This is a genomic window from Enterococcus sp. BWT-B8, assembly GCF_020567625.1.
GTDB lineage: Bacteria > Bacillota > Bacilli > Lactobacillales > Enterococcaceae > Enterococcus_L.
Map to the genome: position 1 here is coordinate 155,691 of NZ_JAJDJV010000005.1, position 19,809 is coordinate 175,499.

Sequence of the window (19,809 nt, forward strand, 5' to 3'; positions counted from 1 at the left end):
TCACCTGCTTTCCAGTTTTAGATATACGGTGGTACAGATGTCTGATTTGCATTGACAAATTGGATCTGTACATTAGCAAGGTCATCCATAGTCGTTGCTACGTTGTCATTGAATACTTCAAAAAATTGTATCCAGCCACTATCCTGACCAGGAACTAAAGCGCCGTTCAATCCAAGTGGAACTGTTTTGTTGATAGTATCAGTAAAGGTAGTCATAGCTCTATGTGTGCGCTGATAAATCAGCTGTTCTCCACTGTTTTTCACAAATAAGTTAATGACAAACGTATTCACGTCACTTATTCCATCTGAAGTATAACTGCAAGTATTGATAGTAACACTTCTAATCTGCCACTTCGCGTTCAAACCGTTTTCCTGTCCCATCCCAAAGTTAACAGTTCCAGTAACAGAACCTCTTCCAAGACGTTGTGTGAAAGCTCCGTCCAACCAGTCAGACCAATTAAACACGAAATTTCCAGTACTTCTGTCAATTGAAACATTCATCCCCGGTGTTGAATATTCTATATTATATCGAGCATTCACTTCCCAATTTTGAGCTGCCAAACCATCAAGTGCAGACTCAACTTGAGCCATTTTTTTCCATAATTTTTCAATTGAATCCTCTAATTCATGAATTTTTACCCACTGCCCGCATTCGCTGCAGATCATTGCCTTATTAACCAGCAGTAAATTTGTCATAAGCTGCTCCATAAACTCTTTCCAGTCGCAGACGTCATAAGAAGCTAAAGTATCTCCTAGTGCCCCAATCAGACAGTCGTTCAAATCATTTAAATCCTCACAATTTGTATGAAGAACAGATAAATCTGGATTCAATCCTGTATCTTTTTGCAGGCTACTGCATTCTTTTCCTGTTATTCCATTTATAATAAAATTTGCTGCATACTCCTTTAAATTCTCACAAGCTAAACAATAATCAGCCATTTATTCCAACTCCTTCTAATTTTTTCACTAAATTAATTTCATCCTAATACTACAAAGAAGAGCATAAACCAATTCGCAGTTTATGCCCTTCTTCTCTCATTTAAATTGTTACATTATCCTCTTTTACATAAATACAAGTCATATCGCAGCAATTGTTTGTTTCCACGATGATTCCGTTTGTTCCCTGATGAACAATAAAACCAAAGGTTGAACCTTCCGGAATTATCAAGTTATTAATATCAATCACCATTTCTTTGCAGCATTCATCTTCCAAATAGTAGATTTCTCCGCTGGCTGTCAATGTTAATTTGCCAGTGTACTCGCCTAAAATCTGCATCGTATTTCCATTTAATGTAATTAACGGGTCCTTCATTGAACCAATTAACGTAATGATGATATTTTCGGTATCTACGAGTGTATGACTGTAAAACTGCCCGGCAATAATATTTTTGCAGTTGTCTAACTTACAGATTTTATGCCCCAGCATTTTTTCTTCACCCCAGATTTTCTTTCCAGCTTCACAATTGTAGATTATTTTGTAGCTGTCTCCGCACTGACTGTAAAAGTGTTGGGTAAGTTCCTTCTTTAAACCACAGAGAGAAAACTCCTCTGACAGAAAATCACACTCACAAAGACATTTTGCACAGGGCTGCTTCATTGGCTTCACGCAAGAAACACAGCAATCTGTACACTCATCCTCTTCTCTGAAATCCAGACATTCCGCAAAATTACAGGCCTGATACGGCTGCAAAAATACTTTTCTCGGATCAGCTTTGTGCCATATTCCCTCATAAAGAACCAGATCAATATCAATGGTGACACTATACTTTTCCATTGCATATGTCTCACTAAAATCTTTGACGAAAGCATTTGTCCATAAAAGCTGCTCTCCTTCAATGGCCCAAAGCTTGCCCGGCTTCAGTATATTCAGAAAGATATAGTCCTTATAAAACTTCTGTTGTTCACAGCTTATTTTTCTTGTATCCAGCTTCAATGACATACTTAATGACTGCTCTGCAGAAAGATGCTGGCGTGCTTTAAACACAGCATAGCTTCCATGCCCATGACTGTAATCAGCCGTGGTCGCTTTAAAACTGCCGCTCAAATCCGCCGACTGCAGCATATCATAATTATCAATCACCAGATCATTGAACTGAATATATTTCCTCGTTAGTATTGTCATAATCGCCCTCCTTGTATATTATATTTAAGGTTTTAATCTTCCGATTGTTGGAGGAGAACCTTATGAACCTGTGTTATTTTTATTGGTATTTCCTCAAATTTTTTGAGAAAATATACAGGATAGATTGAGCGGTTGGATCATCACCTCCTTGTATCCTTAAAACTCGTACTTGAACGACTGATCCCTCTTTCTTAAAAAAGCAGCTATTTTATTTATTGAAAAATCAGGAAAATTTACCAAATTTAACCATTTATCAGCCTTTTGCTCCTATGGTAAAAATTGGAAGCTACCCAATTTTAGCCGACAAAAAAACAAGAGCTTGGATGGGCTCTTGTTCTGATTTTACATATTCTTTTCGTAGTACCATTGAGCAAATCCCAACATTTTGAACAACCTATCTGTTTTGAATATTCAATAAATATTATCATATTTCAGATGAATTTCCTGATTTCATCTCAAATACCGACTTGCTCGTTTCATCATATAATCTGGATTTCCCCCGACTACATTTTGTGTTACTCAGTTTGTATTATTTGTGGTGTGATTAATATTATTTACAATGCTTGAAACAGCAGGCGTTAGCATTCCTGAGGTATTAAATCTGCCTGTCAGCGCATTGAATGCGCCACGGACATCAAGACTATTCACACGCTTCATAAAATCAAGCCCAAAGGTATTTACTGCTGCTTTCCGTTGTACAAACTCGCCCGGTGTCAGCATAGCAGGTACTGTATCAGTTCCTCTTTTCTTGAAAATACTCGCCAACCCGCCGGAAGCCAAATAGCTTGGAACAAGTCCACCAGTTGCAAAACCAACACTGTTTATAATATCAGACCCACTTCCATTAGTAGCACTTACCCTAACATACAAACTTTTTATCGCCAACTTGAACACAGCAACCAAGGCATTTCCAAGGGAGGCATCTACAGCTTTAAAGTTTGATATAGAGAATATATATTTTTTTAGTTAAACTAAAAGAACAAGAGTTGAATTCTCTCCTGTTCTTCATAGAATACCTATTTGTTGTTTTCGTAGTACCATTTGGCGAATTCTAATAGTTCTTTATCTGAATAGTCTATGCTTTCAAGAACCTCAGCTACATTTGATATATCCGAATCGGAAATTACAGAAGATTCCACTATTCTACCACTACTAATATCATAATATTGAGTATCTTTTTCTTTTCCATCAATATTCCCTTTTTGTACAAGTTCCACTTCGTATACTTCATCGGTGTCATTGTTAAATACAAATCTCATCTCAAAGTAGTCATAATCTAAACTTTTTTCTCTATTAAAGTAAAGATATCCATATGAACTGCTTAAACTAAATTCAACTCCCTTATCTTCTAAATCTTTTTGCATGGCTTCCATCTTTTTTGTTTCGTTAGCAGTTTTATCTTCAGTACTTTGTTTCGTTGATACTGCTGCTCCATCTTCTGACGAACCACAACCTGCGAAACTTAATACAGTGACCACTGCCAATAAAAATAATCCTATTTTTTTCATTTTGTTCTCCTCCAACCATTATAAAACGTAACTATTTGTAGTTTATCATAGTTTATTTGGTCGGAGGAAACTATTTTTTGATGAAAATGAATAGAAGTAATAGTTATAAGCTTATACATTTCAAAAAAACACACAGATAGTCTATATTAGCATTAGCTAGTGCCTGTAAACAATAGATTTAAAAATACAATTTTGGAAAGAATAAAGAACAAGAATCAAAAATAGACTCTTGTTCTCAAAAAAATATTTTCTAATTATTTCCATGATACCATTGGGCAAACTCTAACATTTCTTGATCTGAGTAATCCAAACTTTCCAATACTTCTGCTAATGCATTGATATCTGTATTGAGATGTGGATCCTCAACAATTCTTCCCATACTTAATTCATAATATAAAGTATCCTTTTTTTCACCATCTATATTGCCTTTCAAATAAAGTCTGATATCAAAAATTTCATTACTTTCAATGTCAAACACTAAATCCAATTCAAAGTAATCATAGTCTATACTTTTTTCTCTACTAAAAGTTATATGGTGGACAGAACCATAATCTTCTAAATTAACAAAGACAATTTCAACTCCCTTATCTTCTAAATCTTTTTGCATGGCTTCCATCTTTTTTGTTTCGTTAGCAGCTTTATCTTCAGTACTTTGTTTCGTTGATACTGCTGCTCCATCTTTATCTTCTGACGAACCACAACCTGCGAAACTTAACACAGTGACCATTGCCAATATAAATAATCCTATTTTTTTCATTTTATTCTCCTCCAACCATTATAAAACGTAACTATTTGTAGTTTATCACAATTTAAAGATTTGAGGAATTGAATTTTCAACAAGTATTTTTTATTCTTCTATTTGTACTTCACTTAATAATTTTCTTTACTGATGTGTCTATCTTTTTATCTCAAATAACGACTTGCTCGCTTCATCATATAATCAGGATTCCCTCCCACAACATTTTGCGTTACCCGATTCGCATTGTTTGTTGTGTGATTGACATTATTCACAATACTTGAAACAGCAGGTGTTAGCATTCCTGAGGTATTAAATCTGCCTGTCAGCGCATTGAATGCGCCACGGACATCAAGACTATTCACACGCTTCATAAAATCAAGCCCAAAGGTATTTACCGCTGCTTTCCGTTGTACAAACTCGCCCGGTGTCAGCATAGCAGGTACTGTATCAGTTCCTCTTTTCTTGAAAATACTCGCCAACCCGCCGGAAGCCAAATAGCTTGGAACTAGTCCGCCAGTTGCAAAACCTACATCATTTATAATATTAGACCCACTTCCATTAGTAGCACTAACTTTAACATATAACCCTTCTATCACTGATTTAAATCCAGCTACTAATGCATTTCCAAGTGAGGTCCCCACTGACTTAAAGCTTGCGATAGCAGAAGAACCAGTTACATTTGTTTCAATAGTACTGGCAACTTCATTTAGTTTTGAAGAAATTCTATTAAGTGCACTACTGAAACCTTCCTGAAGTTTATTGCCATAGAATTTTCCAACTTCATAGAATTGTGTCGAAACAGATCCGCCTCTAAGAAATAGTGCTAAAGCAATCAGTTTAACTGTAAGTACTGCTGGTATACCGACACTGTCAAATCCTTGAAGCAGGGTTGTGGCATAAGATACGCCCACTTCTTTAAACTGTTCTGAAACTATCACAATTGCTTCAGCTATAGCATTAATTTTCTCCAAACTTTGTGCAACTAAGTCAATATCTCCAATTTCGGGTATACTTGTAACAAAATTTTGAACTGCAACTAAATTATTTTGTAGATTCGTTAAAGCGGTCTGTAATTCATCTTCTGTTACTTGCCCATCAACTAACGTTTCAAAGGCAGATTTAAGTTCGCTTATTTTATCTATTTGTGTTATTGTGTCATTAACTTTTTTTTCAAAAACTTTTGCGTTAGGAATGTTATTTGCAGAATTATTATCACTCGATTGCGAATTATTTCCACCAGTAAAAATACCTCCACTTATATATTGATCTTGGTACTCTGCACCATCAGTTGTTTGACCAGATTGATTATCTATCATTTGGAAATCCAAATCAAATGTAGTAATTGCTTGATACGCAGCCTTTAGTTGCTTCAATGTTTCTTTAAACTGTTTAATTTTTTCACCATCAAAATCAAAGTTCAAATTTTCATCTAATTGTTTACCTAGGTTATTCAACTCTGTCAATTTATCGATTGCATCTAAAATAGGCTGCTTAATCTCTTCCCAATTGTCAAACTCAAGTTTATTTCCATCTGAATCTTCTGGAGAAAAATTTGTTGTCAGTACTTCACGTATAACATCTTTCATTAGTTTTATAGTAGTTTGAAAAGCAGTTAAATTGTCAGCGTTAAATTTAAATTGAAGTGCATTTGAAATTTGTGTTCCCAATAGATTCAGCTCTGTAAGTTTTTCAATTGCTTCATCTACTTTAGCCTTCATTGCTTTCCAACTAGGAATTTTAATTTCTTTTCCATTATTTTCTTTAGGAACAAAATCCGCAGTCAATATTTCTTTAATGGCTATAGCTACATTTTTCATTGTTTCCTTGAATTTATCCAATGCTCCTGTATCAAATGTAAAGTTCAATGCCGTTTCAAGATGATTGATTAGATCATTTACAAGTCCAGCTTTCGTAACTGTATCATTGAGTGAGTTGCTGTCTAGATCCATTTTAAGATCAATTTTTGCAAATTCTTTTACAATATCCTGAATGTTTTGAAGCTTTGTTTTAACATCGCCAAAAATAAGTTCCGCATCTTGAATTTTCGCCAATTCTCCCGCAATCGCCGCCAGATTAGTCACATATTCTTTGGCTGTTTTTACAAGCCCAGTGTCTATACTGTTTTCACCTGTAAATAACGACTTGAATCGATCTACAATATTCCCTTTTTCCAAAAATAAGTCAAAAACGCTTTGAATACCTTCAATTTTTGTTTTTACAGTATTTATATCAAATTCCGCATTCTCTAATTTTTCGAATGACGTTGCGATATCTGTTATTGATTTGACATAATTCTTCGCATCTTTGGCAACACCAGTACCAATGTCTCCACCCTCAAAAAACTCTTTGAAATTAGTTTTCAAGCCTTTAGTCTTTTCAAACATACCAAAGAGACCTTGAACTCCCTGAATTGTTCCATCAACATTTTCCAGTTCATCCATATTCACTCCAGCAAGCTTCTTGGCTGCTTCCGCTACATCGACGAGGTTACTGATTGCCTGAGAAGCTTTGTCTCCGATCTTAGTATCAATTCCTCCACCATTGAAAAATTGATTCAGTTCGCCAATCAGACCGACACCCTTTTTCAGATAGCCAAAAACATCCTGAATTGCATTAATTTTCGCTTCTACATCTTCTGGTATAGTGATTCCATCAAGCTTCTCTAATTCCAGTCCAACTTCTACCAGCTTCTTGATTCCTTCAGCTGCTACTGCGGTATTTAAAGCTCCGACTGCATTTTCTAATAAGTCCAGAACCCCGCCAAGATCGGCTGCTGTGAAATAGCCTACAGCTTCGGCAATGCCTTCAATCTTTTCTTTTACTCCAGTCATCTCTTCTGGTACATTTTGATCCATCTCTTTAATTGCCTCTGACATGTGAATTAATTCTTCAGCTACCAGATAAATTGTTGCCAGCCCTGCTCCAGCAATTAATGCGCCTATTCCAGAAGCCACTAATGCTCCAACGACTCCGACTAAAACACTCATGCCGCCAATCGCAATGCCAATATTTGCCAACTTAGATGCCATAGTTCCTAGATTGGATGGAATTTTCTTATTGCAAGATAACAATAAAAAAACAAGAGACTGGCTATCTCCTGTTCTTCATCCATTATTTATTATTTTCGTAATACCACAATGCAAACTCTACAAGCTCCTGATCTGAATAGCCCAAACTTTCAAGTACTTCAGCCATAGCTGTAATATCTGTATTTGAATAAGGAGCTTCCACAATCCTATTTTGACTTACTCTATAATATAGACCGTCTTTTTCCTCGCCATCTATATTTCCTTTAAGAATGAGAATAATTTCAAAAATTTCATTTTTTTTACTGCTAATAACGAAATTCATATTGAAATAATTATAATCAATTCCTTTTTCTCTAGACAACTTTAAAAAGCCATTATATCTGGCGACAACAACCCCTCTTGCTTCAAGCCCTTCTTCTACTTCCTTCATTTTTTTTTCCTCTTCAGCAGCAGAATCAATCGTACTTGATTCATCCAACTGTTTTACAGATGATGACGTATTTGTTTTTTCTTCGCTTGAACTACAGGCTGCAAGACTTATCATTACTCCCAAAGTCAAAATTCCCAGAATTATTTTTTTCATTTCATTTCCTCCAAACACAATAATTACAACTATTTGTATTTTATCATAAATTATTCTTTAGAAAAACTAACTTCTGAATCTTATAGACTGGTTCATAATCTTTTTTCAATACCCGACTACCTCAAATATCGGCTTGCTCGTTTCATCATATAATCTGGATTACCCCCAACTACATTTTGAGTCACTCGGTTCGCATTGTTTGTTGTATGATTGATGTTGTTCACGATACTAGAAACTGCTGGAATCAACATTGCCTGAGTATTGAACCTTCCAGTTAATGCAGCAACCCCCCACGTACATCAAGATTATTTATACGATTCATAAAATCAAGACCAAATGTTTTCACTGCGACTTTATATTGGACAAACTCACCCGGTGTCAACATCGCTGGCACGGTATCAGTTCCCTTTTTCTTGAAAATACTTGCCCGTCCTCCTGAAGCAAAATAGCTAGGAACTAATAGAAGGTATATAATTCGGGTCATTGAAAAAGAACAAGAGAATTATCTCCTGCTCTTCATCCATTATTTGTTATTTTCGTAGTACCACAATGCAAACTCTACAAATTCCTGATCTGAATATCCTAGACTTTCAAGTACTTTAGCCATAGCTGTAATATCTGTATTTGAATAAGGGGCTTCCACAATTCTATTTTGGCTTATTCTATAATACAAACTATCCTTTTCTTTTCCATCTATATTTCCTTTAAGAGTAAGAGTAATTTCTAGTATTTCTTTATTCTTAGAATCAATAATGATAGTCATATCAAAATAATCATAATCAATTCCTTTTTCTCTAGTGAATTTTAGAAAATCACTGTATCTAGCTACTTTGACCCCTTTTTCTTCTAAATCAGCCGCCATGTCTTCCATTTTCTTATCCTCTATAGAAGAAGAATCTTCTGTACTCTCAATAGTACTCGTTATAGCTGTTTCATTCGTAGAAGATGAGATATCAGTTTTATCTTCACTTGAATTACACGCTGCAAGACTAACTACTGCCCCAAATACTAAAAAGCTCAGTATTATTTTTTTCATTTCATTTCCTCCAAACACAATAATTACAACTATTTGTATTTTATCATACATTATTCTTTAGAGAAACTAACTTCTGAATCTTACAGACTGGTTCATAATCTTTTTTCAATACCCAACTACCTCAAATATCGGCTTGCTCGTTTCATCATATAATCTGGATTACCCCCAACTACATTTTGAGTCACCCGATTTGCATTATTCGTTGTGTGATTGATATTGTTCACAATACTAGAAACTGCTGGAATCAGCATAGCCTGAGTATTGAACCTTCCTGTTAATGCAGCAAAAGCCCCTTGCACATCAAGATTATTAATCCGTTTCATAAAATCAACACCAAATGTGCTAACGGCTGACCGTCTTTGAACAAACTCTCCCGGAGTCAACAATGCCGGAACGCTGTCAGTCCCTACCCGCTTAACAATATTTGCAAATCCCGGATCTGGATGTGGAACAAGTCCACCTGCGGCCATCAGTTCTCGACCACCAGCATATGACGAATTGCTAGTCGTTTGTGCAATCGCTGTTCCAGTTGTACTCGTAGTACTAGTTGTCATACTTAATTTAATTGATAGTCCTTCAACAGCTGATTTGATTCCATTAACTAAAGAATTTCCTAAAGAAGTCCCTAGACTACTGAAAGCCATCATAGTTATAGAATCGCCTTTTTTAAGATCATTAACTACAATATCTATTTCAGTAGAAATACTCCTAATCGCTTTAATCAGACCTTCTGTTAAATTAGACGTGTACTTCGATCCGATTGATTTGAACGTTTCTTTGTGACCTTGAAGCGTAGTAATCAGAGTTCCAAAATCCGTCTCAATCTGTTGTGTTGGATTATCAGTATTATATTTAGCCATGATATTTGTGGCAAAACCATTCCCAAATTCCGTAAATCTTGGCAATAGTTTTTCCAGCTCAGCTGCTAAAGTTGTAAATGCTTCAGCACTGCTGGTAATCGTTTCAGCATTTTTATTAGCTTCTTCATTTGTAATAAATTCACTAATATATTGAAGACATGTCTTAACGGCAGCAATTTTCTCTTCAAATTCATCAGGATTTAGAAGAGGGACATTTTGAATAGTAGTTATCAACCCATTAATAGATTCAAGTTTTAATTTCGCCTCTTCAATTCCTGCCATTACTCCATCATCTGTTTCCGGTATGGCCTGTGATTCAGAGTAATTATATCCTACTTCCTGATCTCCACTTTGCTTCCTCACTACAGGAGACTTCGTACCACTGCTTGAACCAAAATTCACCGAGTTCACAATACCAACAGCTGATACGATTTTATTCATCGTTTCCTGAAAGTCTTCAACAGCGGTATCTTCAAACTCAAATCTCAAGGCAGTATCAAGCTGTTTCCCCATATCATTCAAACTTATCAGCTTATTCACCGCATCCACAATAGGTGAGGTTAATTCATCCCAAGTTTCAAACTTCACTTTTTCACCATTTTCCATTGGTGAAAAATCCGTTGTTAATACTTTGTAAATTGTATCTTTCATCAGCTGAACTCTTGCTTCAAAAGTACTGAAGCTTGTTTCATCAAACTCAAAATTCAACGCGTTATCAAGCTGGGTGGCCATACTGTTTAACTTCTCAAGCTTCTCCGTTGCCTGTCTGATATCGCTTTCCATTGTATAAGTCCAGTCAGGCATCTCCAGTCTTTGTCCATCTTCTCCTCTAGGGGTGAAATCAGTACTGAGAATCTCTTTGATGGCTTCTTTTATCCCTTGAATTGTCTGCTTGAATTTCCCTATTTCTGCAGTATCAAATGTAAATCCTAATGCTTTTTTAAGACTTTCAATCAAGTCATTAATCAAGCCGGCCTTAGTTACCGCATCAGTCAAGGAATCATTGTCCAGTTCAATGTTAAGATCAACACGTCCAAGCTCCTCCAAAATATCCTGAAGACTCTGAAGTTTTGAACGTACGGTACTAAAATTAAGATCCGTGTTCTGTATTTTCTGTAATTCAGCAGCGACTGTTGCCAAATTCGTGACATATGTCTTAGCTGAACTAACCGTGGTGTTATCAATACTTTTTTCACCAGTAAACATCGAAGCGAACCGCTCTGCCAGATTCCCTTTTCCAAGGAAGGAATCAAAGACTTCCTGAATGTTTTCAATCATTGAGGAAATTTTTTTAGTTTTTAGATCTTTGGTCTGCAGTTTTTCAAATGTTTCGGCAATGTCCCTTATTGATTCAATATACGTCTTTGCATCTTTTGCAACGCCTGTATCAATATTGTTCCCGCCAAATGCTCTTTTAATGTCATCAAACCAGCCTTTTGTTTTAGTTAAATAGCCGAAGACTGCTTGGATATTATCAATTTTTGTTTTTACAACACTTGGTTCCTTCAACTCATATTTATCTAAAGCAGTAATTGATTTTACTACGGATACAAGGTTCTCAATAGCTTGTGAAGCTTTTCCGCCTGTTTTAGTATCAATCCCTCCACCATTAAAGAACTGATCAATTTCACCAAGGAGGCCAACGCCTTTTTTCAAATACTCAAAAACAGCTTGGATATCATTGATCTTTTGTTCTACACCTTCTGGTATAGTGATTCCATCAAGCTTCTCTAATTCCAGTCCAACTTCTACCAGCTTCTTGATTCCTTCAGCTGCTACTGCGGTATTTAAAGCTCCGACTGCATTTTCTAATAAGTCCAGAACCCCGCCAAGATCGGCTGCTGTGAAATAGCCTACAGCTTCGGCAATGCCTTCAATCTTTTCTTTTACTCCAGTCATATCTTCTGGTACATTTTGATCCATCTCTTTAATTGCCTCTGATATGTGAATTAATTCTTCAGCTACCAGATAAATTGTTGCCAGCCCTGCTCCGGCAATTAATGCACCTATTCCAGAAGCCACTAAAGCTCCAACGACTCCGACTAAAACACTCATGCCTCCAATCGCAATCCCAATATTTGCCAGCTTTTCAGCCACTTTATCGATATTCCCAGGGACTTTTTTGTCAATCTGTTTCATTGCTTCTGCTGATTCCATTAGCAGCCCAATTACTTCGTCAACAACAAATAAACCAGCAACTGCTGCTGCAGGATTACTCTCAGAAAACTTACCGACAATTAGCACCAGAGCACTCATACCTCCAATGGCTATACCCATGCTTGCCAGTTTAGATGCCATGGTTTCCAGATTGGATGGGACTTTTTTATTGATTTCCCCCAGTGCATTCGCAGCATCCAACAGTAAAACATTAACCTCACTAATCATTGCCAGACCGGCTTTTGTTTCTTTAGAAAATTTCTTATTCACAGCTCCGGCAATAACTACTAGGGCTCCCATCCCCAGAATTGCTATACCCATGCTTGCCAATCTGGAGCTCATCGCTCCTAAATCTGACGGGATTTTCTGGGCGATTTGACCCATTGTTTCTGCTGTCTCTTGCAACAAAATATTGATATCAAGAATCATATCCAAGCCGGCTTTTGCTTCTTCCGGCGCTTTCTTTGCAAAAGCTCCTGCAATTCCTACTAAAACTCCCATACCCAGAATTGCTATACCCATGCTTGCCAATCTGGAACTCATCGCTCCTAAATCTGACGGGATTTTCTGGGCGATTTGACCCATTGTTTCTGCTGTCTCTTGCAACAAAATATTGATATCAAGAATCATATCCAAGCCAGCTTTTGCTTCTTCCGGTGCTTTCTTTGCAAAGGCTCCAGCGATGCCTACTAAAATACCCATTCCCAGAATTGCTATACCCATACTTGCCAATCTGGAACTCATCGCTCCTAAATCTGACGGGATTTTCTGTGCTATTTGTCCCATTGTTTCAGCAGTTTCCTGTAAAACAATGTTGATATCTAGGATTTTACTAAGTCCTTCTTTGGCTTCTTCCGGGAACTCTGTCGCTAATTTTCCAGCTATACCTACTAATGCGCCCATCCCTAAAATCGCAATTCCCATACTTGCCAATCTGGAACTCATTTCACCTAGATCAGATGGAATTTTCTGGGCTATTTGTTCCATTGTTTCAGCCGTTTCCTGTAAAACAATGTTGATATCTAGGATTTTACCAAGTCCTTCTTTGGCTTCTTCCGGGAACTCTGTCGCTAATTTTCCAGCTATACCTACTAATGCGCCCATCCCTAAAATCGCAATTCCCATGCTTGCCAATCTGGAACTCATTTCACCTAGATTAGACGGAATCTTTTGTGCTATTTGTTCCATTGTTTCTGCTGTTTCCTGTAAAACAATGTTGATATCTAAAATCTTACTAAATCCTTCTTTAGCTTCTTTCGGGAATTCAATTGCTGCTTTTCCAGCAATTCCTACTAACAACCCCATACCACCGATAGCAATACCCATACTTGCCATTTTTGACGCCACTTCACCAAAGTTTGATGGTACCTTAGTTGCCACTTCACCAAGAGCTTCTGCAGATTCGATCATCACTTTACTGATTTCACTTATTGTTTTAAAGCCTGCTTTCGCTTCTTTCGGAAACTTCGTTGCAGCGGCTCCAGCAATTCCTGCTAACAACCCCATACCACCAATCGCAATGCCCATGCTTGTCATTTTAGCTGCAACATCACCGAAATCTGATGGTAGTCTCCCTGAGATTTCTTCTATTACCTCAGCAGATTCAACCAAGGCTTTACCGATTTCTCGGATCATTTTAAATCCAGTTTTTGCTTCCTTAGGAAACTCAGTTGCAGCGGCTCCAGCAATTCCTGCTAACAACCCCATACCGCCAATCGCAATGCCCATGCTTGTCATTTTAGCTGCGACTTCACCGAAATCTGATGGTAGTTTCCCTGAGATTTCTTCTATTACCTCAGCAGATTCAACTAAGACTTTACCGATTTCTCGAATCATTTTAAATCCAGTTTTTGCCTCTTTTGGAAACTCGGTCGCTGCTGCTCCTGCCGCTGCAACCAACACACTCATAGCTGCAATAGCCAAATTCATTCCATCCAGTTTCGAACCAAAATCACCAAAGTCTGACGGTAATTTCCCGGATATTTCGTCCATTACCTCAGCAGATTCAATTAAAAGCTTGCCTATTTCACGAATCATTTTAAATCCAGTTTTTGCTTCTTTAGGAAACTCAGTCGCTGCCGCACCTGCTGCTCCAACCAACACGCCCATTCCTACGATAGCTGCCCCCATGGCTGTCAACTTAGGGATAATTGAATCTATATCTGCCGGCAGCTTATCGCTGGCAGTTTGTAGAGCTGCAGCACCTTCTTCAATAACTGCAGTAATATTTTTAATCAGCTTAAGCCCCTGATCCTGCAATTCACTACCAATATTCTCCATATTTAAATCAACATCACTTAAACGAATCGAGATATCTGTCTGAATTTGAATACTGCTTAGTTGTTGGATATTATTGTGCAGTCTACCCAGTGCATTTACAGCTTCATTAATGTCTCCAGTATCGACTTCAATAATTGCTTTTTGTACGGATAGTCCGCTTAGCTTTGTATTCAACTTGTCTAATTTCTTTTCTGCAGCATCCAATTTCTTTGTATCTAATCGGATATTTATTTTTTCTTTTTCCAGCTTTTTGATTTGAGAATTGATTTTGGCGAGTTCTTTTTCCACTTCTTTTGCGTTGCTTCTTATATCTATTGATATTTTTTCAATTGCCACTCTGCCGCCTCCTTTCTTTCTTTGTAATCAATGTGCAGCTATTTTCCTGCACTCCGCTGTTTCAGATAACAAAAAAAGCATGAGTGGAAACTCATACTTTTATCTATACTTATTTAGATAGAGGAAATACATATTTAATTGATTTGTCTCACAAAAAAATAGAAAAAGCAGCTTTTGCCTAATATTTCAGCAAAAACTACTCCTTCAAATCCTCATTCGTATAGAACAGCACCGCATATTCTTTCGGCTTTTTCACTTTGTTCTTCGTGCTGTTGCTCAGTGATTTCCACTCGAGAAAGTTTTTATAGCTTTCCTCATTGGCATACTGACCATAGGCAACCAGTAATTCTGCAACGCCCCAATAATCCAAGATAGCATTCGGGCGCTGCTTTAATACTTTGGCTACATAATGAGCCATGTAGTTATAAAGATTCAGACTGGCGAAAAACGTTTCGCTTTCCTGTGCTACCGATGTGTCATTTTCACAGGCTTTTCGATAGATTAACCGAAAAAAACATCAGCTTCATTAAAGACTTCCGGATGACTGTCCATGATCTTATTCAAGTTTTCGATGACAGAAAATGGCAGCATATACTCGCCTAACTGATCATCGATCCCCAGGAATGTGGCAACCAGGTTATAGATTGCCAGGTGAACATCATCGCCTGCATTCACAAAGATAGAAAGAAGCTCTTCCTTGTCAAAAGCTTCCACCTCTCCGTTTTCTCTCAGCTTGTTGAAAAACGGAATGATTTTCATAATCGCATCAACAATTTTCAAGTCTGAACGAGGAGTAATCGTTACACCCTCAAAGTCAACGTTAAATACGTAGAAAGAACCAACTTCTTTGGCCCCCTCCGGAGCTTCCTCAAAAAATGTTTTGGGTACTCTGAAGCGTACGCTGTAATTCGCCTGTTTGATTTCCGTCTTGTTGGCATCGCCAATCACTGAAACTTCCTGATCTTTGACAATTGCAAAAGGAGTGTCATCCTCATTTGTCTTTTTCAATTTATCGCTGATTGCTAAAAAGTCAGCGGCTTTCATGCCTTTTTCTTCCATTTCTGTTCCTCCTAATTTGTGATCAGCTGGTCCGGAACAGTAAGAGCTCCGGACCCGACAGTCACTTTATTTCTGAATGAATCATTTTTGAAGCTGTTTTAATAAAATCAGCTCCTATTGAATAATACCGTTGAATAGTGTACATTTTAGATTTCGTTACACCTATTAACGCAGCTTTTCTTCAGCTAGATTGAAGAGGTTGTGACAGCCTTGCTTGTCTCAAGTTGACAGTCCTATTGTGGAAAAATCATGTATCTACGAGTCTCACTACAACTACACTACACTTCGTTTCGATCTCATCACTTTCTAAATGGCAGAGCCATTTAGAATTGAAGGCCCTTGTTTGATTCTCGATACAAACGCGTCTACTTGAAAAACCGGCTAGAATATACTACCGTCACTTCTCCTCTTCTTTTTAAATCTTATTCTGCTACACGATACATTTCAAAGAAGTTGCCGTTTTTATCACGCTGCACAGAAATCGTGAAGCTGAATGTTGTTTCTTCTTTGTTGACAGTTCCAGGGAATGATGTGATCAGTACGTTATTGTACACGTAGTTTTGTTTCACACCATCTGTCTGTTCCTGAGTGAAGGACATGCGTACTCTGCGGGAATCCAGAGAATCTTCGTTGCCGACAAAATGCTCCACATCCACTTTCTTCGGATAGCTGACAACCAATTCTTTTCCAATCAGAGAAGAATGGAATAGAATTTTTCCTGCTTCCAAAACGATAAATTGTTTTTCGTTAATATCCACAACAACCGGTGTATTTACACGGCTCAGCAATGCGTCTGTAATGTTGCAGCTGTCTGCCATTGCCGCTGTAGTGAAGGCACATTCTTCCATATTCATATCAGGAAGCTGAATTGATCCGTAGCTTACGCCGTCGATCACTGTTTCAGCCACTGTTTTTTCTGTTGTCTGGATTAACCAGCCGGTTGTTTGGCTGCCTTTAGACATTAATGGATTTAATTTCCAGTAGTTCGCTGACACGCTCTTACCAGTCAAGGTGCGCTCGATCGCAATACTTGTTGCATCGTAGCCGCCGCCGAAACAGCTTGCTTCCACAGGATCAACTGTTAAATCACCCGTAAATTCATCCAGACATCCGATTTTAACGACATCGTTGACTTCAAAATCTTCGATACTGTTGTACACATAAATTGACGAGAAGCCAATAGTGCTCAGAACCGTTTCTTCTGGAGTTGCTTCAATATGAACGATAATACCGCTCTCAGTTGCAGACCAGCCTGTTCCTTTTTGTTCTTCAGGAAGCTTAGACAAATCAACAACTACTGGATAGAAGCCTTCAGCAGCCGCAATGATTGTTTTTTGGTAAACATCTGCATTTGTTTGTCCCTTGTCTGCTATATCGGAAACAGTCAGTGCCAGTTCATAGGTTCCAGCAGCAGGTACATGCACGTAATGAGTGATGACCCCCGCAACAAATTCTGTTGCATCTGCAGCAACCGCAAATGATGCACCAGAAACAGCACCTACTCCGTTTGTAACGGTCAGCGTTCCAGAGTTTTTGCATCCTTCCGCCAGACAGTTGAACATATCTTCCGGAACATTGTACGTATTGAACGTTGCACTTGTCCCAGTATAGTCAATATAGTTTTTCGTATTTACTTTCACGCAGCTATCGATATCTGCCAATACAGCAAAGTCAACCTCTACCAGTTTGCCTAATGTTTTCATGCCGATTTTCGAAATCAGCGTATCATTTGTACATCTTGTCATTTGTTATTTCCTCCTCTTATTGATTATTTTGAACGACACGTGTTGCATCCCGTTCATATCTTCCACCATTTTTTTGATTCAATGTCTGAAGCTTGCCCTGAATAAATGCCTGAGCATTTACTGCACTTTTTTTAGCTGCTTCTTTTGTCTTTTTCTCTTTTGCCATTTTTTTTCCTCCTTTTATTTCGGCTGCCTTGACAGCTCTGTGTTGTGAACGAACCAACCGTTTGAATAGTGTTCGAACAACATATATGATATGAACCTCTCCGTCATCACTGATTCAGTCTGATGATCTCACCTGTTTTTGCCCTGATCGCAGACGGAAGATGTCCATTATGATAAAAAGATGATTCCCTGTTCATTGATAAATGGCGCAGTTTTCCACTGCCTCTTTCTCATCTGAAGCAGAATAATCCTCTTTTTTTCCGATTTTAAGCTGCTGAGGAACTCAATCTTTTGACATCAACTAGTGTAAATGCCTGTTTTCATCACTCAGCAAGTAATACTGTTAAAAAATGTTATACTTCTTTGAACATGACAACAGAGGTTCCATTCAGTGTGTACGTTTGTTCGAGTAAAAATTTCCCGATGACCTCATTCACTTCATACGTCTCTCCTGCATAAAATGTCTTTGTCTGTCCACCAGGCAAAACCATTCGTGTTTCTCGCTGAAAGGTATGCTTTGATACTTGTCTGCCGCCACAAGAAGAGCAGCATCTTTTCCTTATCTGATTTTTGATACCCAGAAATTGGATGTTCATCTCATCTATCCCCACCTTTATCTATATTTTATTTATTGGAAAATGATTTTAGAGTATGCAATCATTAGGAGGTGTCTGGAAACTCAAGCGGCAAATAGTTTGATGATTTTTATCGAACTCCTCGTCATAAATACTCACTTATGACCCACATAAGCTGTGTTTTCTTCCTTGATTTCAACAAAAATCACTGAAAAATTCGAATCTCACTAACTTTTTAGACACGCCCTAGTCAATCTGATTTATTCTTCAACGATTTCCACAACCTTATAAGAAATCTGCTTCACTTTTCCTCCACAGGATTTACAGCTTGATTCTTTATAAGAAATGCCCAAAGCATCCAGTTCATTGACAAGCGTTTTCGAATACTTCCTTTTAATTTCTGCATTTTTCAATGACTGGATAAATAATGGATCCTCCTCCAGTTCATAGCTCTGAGCTGGAAACAGAGTAACATGCTCATACTTCACTGCACCATTATGGTTGCGGGCAACATTTAATGTGGTTCGTGTATGAACTGAATCAATCAGCTTATACTGTTTACTCATACGTTCTGTCCCTACCTTCGGAAAATTATTTGTACCTTGCAGTATGCTTTTGCTTTTTACAAAACCTCCTGCTATTCTCTTACTGTTTTTAGTTTAAATGAAAACCAGTAGTCAAAATTCCGTACTTTTTCCGCAAATGATTTTTTCTTAATCAGGTGATTTCTCCTATTTTTAGCCTATTCAGAATCAAGCTAAACAGCCGGACAGAAGAACCTTCTTCGACAATAAGCAGAAGTTGTTAAGAATCACTAGGGTGTGTCTGAAAACTCAAGCGGCAAATAGTTTGATGATTTTTATCGAACTCCTCATCATAAATACTCGCTTATAAACCACATAAGCTGCATTTTCTTCCTTGATTTCAACAAAAATCACTGAAAAATTTGAATACCACTAACTTTTCAGACACGCCCTAGTTTATTGAAAAATAGCTGATGCATGTTCCCTACCTGGTGTTTGAATCTGAATACTTCTGTCTCTGCGGTTAGCTATCTCCTATTTAAGATTGAAGTCTACACATTTATTGGAGCTGCGCATATAGCATGTCTTGTATGACCAAAAGACATGCGACGAGCATTCGAAGAAGCGTAGAAGCATGTTTTTACAAGCCCCTCAGACATGCGCCGAGCATTCGTAGAAGCATGTTTTTACATACCCCTCAGACATGCGACGATCATCCGAAAAAGCGTTGGAGCATGTTCTTACATACCCTAAGACATGCGACCAGCATTCGTAGAAGCAAGCTTTTAATACAGGAATGAATGAGTGCTAATGCATCAGATTGGCGGTTCGCATACCACCTCACTAGTTTATTTATCTTAGTGAGACTGGCAATCACACTAGCTGTTCCTGAAACAGTGGAATTGGCAATTAACTGTTAACCCGAGACAAACAAAGATTGTCCCACCCACTGCTGATAATACTAGTTTAGGCTAAAAACAGGGCTCAAAATTCCGCATTTTTTCCGCAACATTTTTTCTTATTTTGTTATAACCTGCAAATTCATATTAATGAGTCTGCTCATGTAATCAGATCTTAAAGAGCTAAATACAG

16 protein-coding genes are annotated in these 19,809 nt (G+C 37.7%); all 16 read right to left on the bottom strand.

Annotated elements, in window-relative coordinates; genetic code table 11:
- Positions 1 to 17: 17 nt before the first annotated feature.
- The 16 genes from LI951_RS07010 to LI951_RS07085 all read right to left on the bottom strand — a co-directional run bounded on the left by LI951_RS07010 (position 18) and on the right by LI951_RS07085 (position 18,759).
- Positions 18 to 938: a hypothetical protein gene (locus LI951_RS07010; protein ID WP_229441694.1), complete on the bottom strand. Its 921-nt coding sequence runs from the start codon at positions 936 to 938 to the stop codon at positions 18 to 20.
- Positions 939 to 1,038: 100 nt separating this feature from the next.
- Positions 1,039 to 2,121, bottom strand: a complete 1,083-nt coding sequence (locus LI951_RS07015) for a hypothetical protein (protein ID WP_229441695.1) — start codon at positions 2,119 to 2,121, stop codon at positions 1,039 to 1,041.
- Positions 2,122 to 2,640: 519 nt separating this feature from the next.
- A complete protein-coding gene (locus tag LI951_RS07020; protein ID WP_229441696.1) occupies positions 2,641 to 2,991 on the bottom strand; it encodes a hypothetical protein in 351 nt (116 codons plus the stop codon).
- A gap of 146 nt (positions 2,992 to 3,137) precedes the next feature.
- On the bottom strand, positions 3,138 to 3,629 hold the full coding sequence (locus tag LI951_RS07025; protein ID WP_229441697.1) for a hypothetical protein: 492 nt from the start codon (positions 3,627 to 3,629) through the stop codon (positions 3,138 to 3,140).
- Between the two features lie 250 nt (positions 3,630 to 3,879).
- The gene (locus LI951_RS07030; RefSeq protein ID WP_202064559.1) at positions 3,880 to 4,386 is read right to left on the bottom strand and encodes a hypothetical protein; all 507 of its coding nucleotides are present in this window, start codon (positions 4,384 to 4,386) and stop codon (positions 3,880 to 3,882) included.
- Between the two features lie 146 nt (positions 4,387 to 4,532).
- Positions 4,533 to 7,397, bottom strand: a complete 2,865-nt coding sequence (locus LI951_RS07035) for a hypothetical protein (RefSeq protein WP_229441698.1) — start codon at positions 7,395 to 7,397, stop codon at positions 4,533 to 4,535.
- An 82-nt stretch (positions 7,398 to 7,479) separates the two neighbouring features.
- Positions 7,480 to 7,980, bottom strand: a complete 501-nt coding sequence (locus LI951_RS07040; RefSeq protein WP_229441699.1) for a hypothetical protein — start codon at positions 7,978 to 7,980, stop codon at positions 7,480 to 7,482.
- Positions 7,981 to 8,254: 274 nt separating this feature from the next.
- A complete protein-coding gene (locus LI951_RS07045; protein ID WP_229441700.1) occupies positions 8,255 to 8,464 on the bottom strand; it encodes a hypothetical protein in 210 nt (69 codons plus the stop codon).
- Between the two features lie 39 nt (positions 8,465 to 8,503).
- Complete coding sequence (locus LI951_RS07050; protein ID WP_229441701.1) at positions 8,504 to 9,016, bottom strand: hypothetical protein; 513 nt, start codon at positions 9,014 to 9,016, stop codon at positions 8,504 to 8,506.
- A 116-nt stretch (positions 9,017 to 9,132) separates the two neighbouring features.
- Entirely contained in the window at positions 9,133 to 14,649 is a 5,517-nt protein-coding gene (locus tag LI951_RS07055) for a hypothetical protein (protein WP_229441702.1), read from the bottom strand.
- A gap of 196 nt (positions 14,650 to 14,845) precedes the next feature.
- Positions 14,846 to 15,067: a hypothetical protein gene (locus tag LI951_RS07060; protein WP_202064578.1), complete on the bottom strand. Its 222-nt coding sequence runs from the start codon at positions 15,065 to 15,067 to the stop codon at positions 14,846 to 14,848.
- A gap of 83 nt (positions 15,068 to 15,150) precedes the next feature.
- A complete protein-coding gene (locus tag LI951_RS07065) occupies positions 15,151 to 15,708 on the bottom strand; it encodes a hypothetical protein (RefSeq protein WP_202064580.1) in 558 nt (185 codons plus the stop codon).
- Positions 15,709 to 16,130: 422 nt separating this feature from the next.
- Positions 16,131 to 17,453: a hypothetical protein gene (locus tag LI951_RS07070; RefSeq protein WP_229441703.1), complete on the bottom strand. Its 1,323-nt coding sequence runs from the start codon at positions 17,451 to 17,453 to the stop codon at positions 16,131 to 16,133.
- Between the two features lie 16 nt (positions 17,454 to 17,469).
- Complete coding sequence (locus LI951_RS07075) at positions 17,470 to 17,619, bottom strand: hypothetical protein (RefSeq protein ID WP_202064584.1); 150 nt, start codon at positions 17,617 to 17,619, stop codon at positions 17,470 to 17,472.
- A gap of 352 nt (positions 17,620 to 17,971) precedes the next feature.
- Positions 17,972 to 18,214, bottom strand: coding sequence for a hypothetical protein (locus LI951_RS07080; RefSeq protein ID WP_229441704.1), 243 nt, complete (start codon positions 18,212 to 18,214; stop codon positions 17,972 to 17,974).
- Between the two features lie 239 nt (positions 18,215 to 18,453).
- Positions 18,454 to 18,759 (bottom strand): hypothetical protein, encoded by a 306-nt coding sequence (locus tag LI951_RS07085; RefSeq protein ID WP_202064587.1) that lies wholly within the window; start codon positions 18,757 to 18,759, stop codon positions 18,454 to 18,456.
- Positions 18,760 to 19,809 lie beyond the last annotated feature (1,050 nt).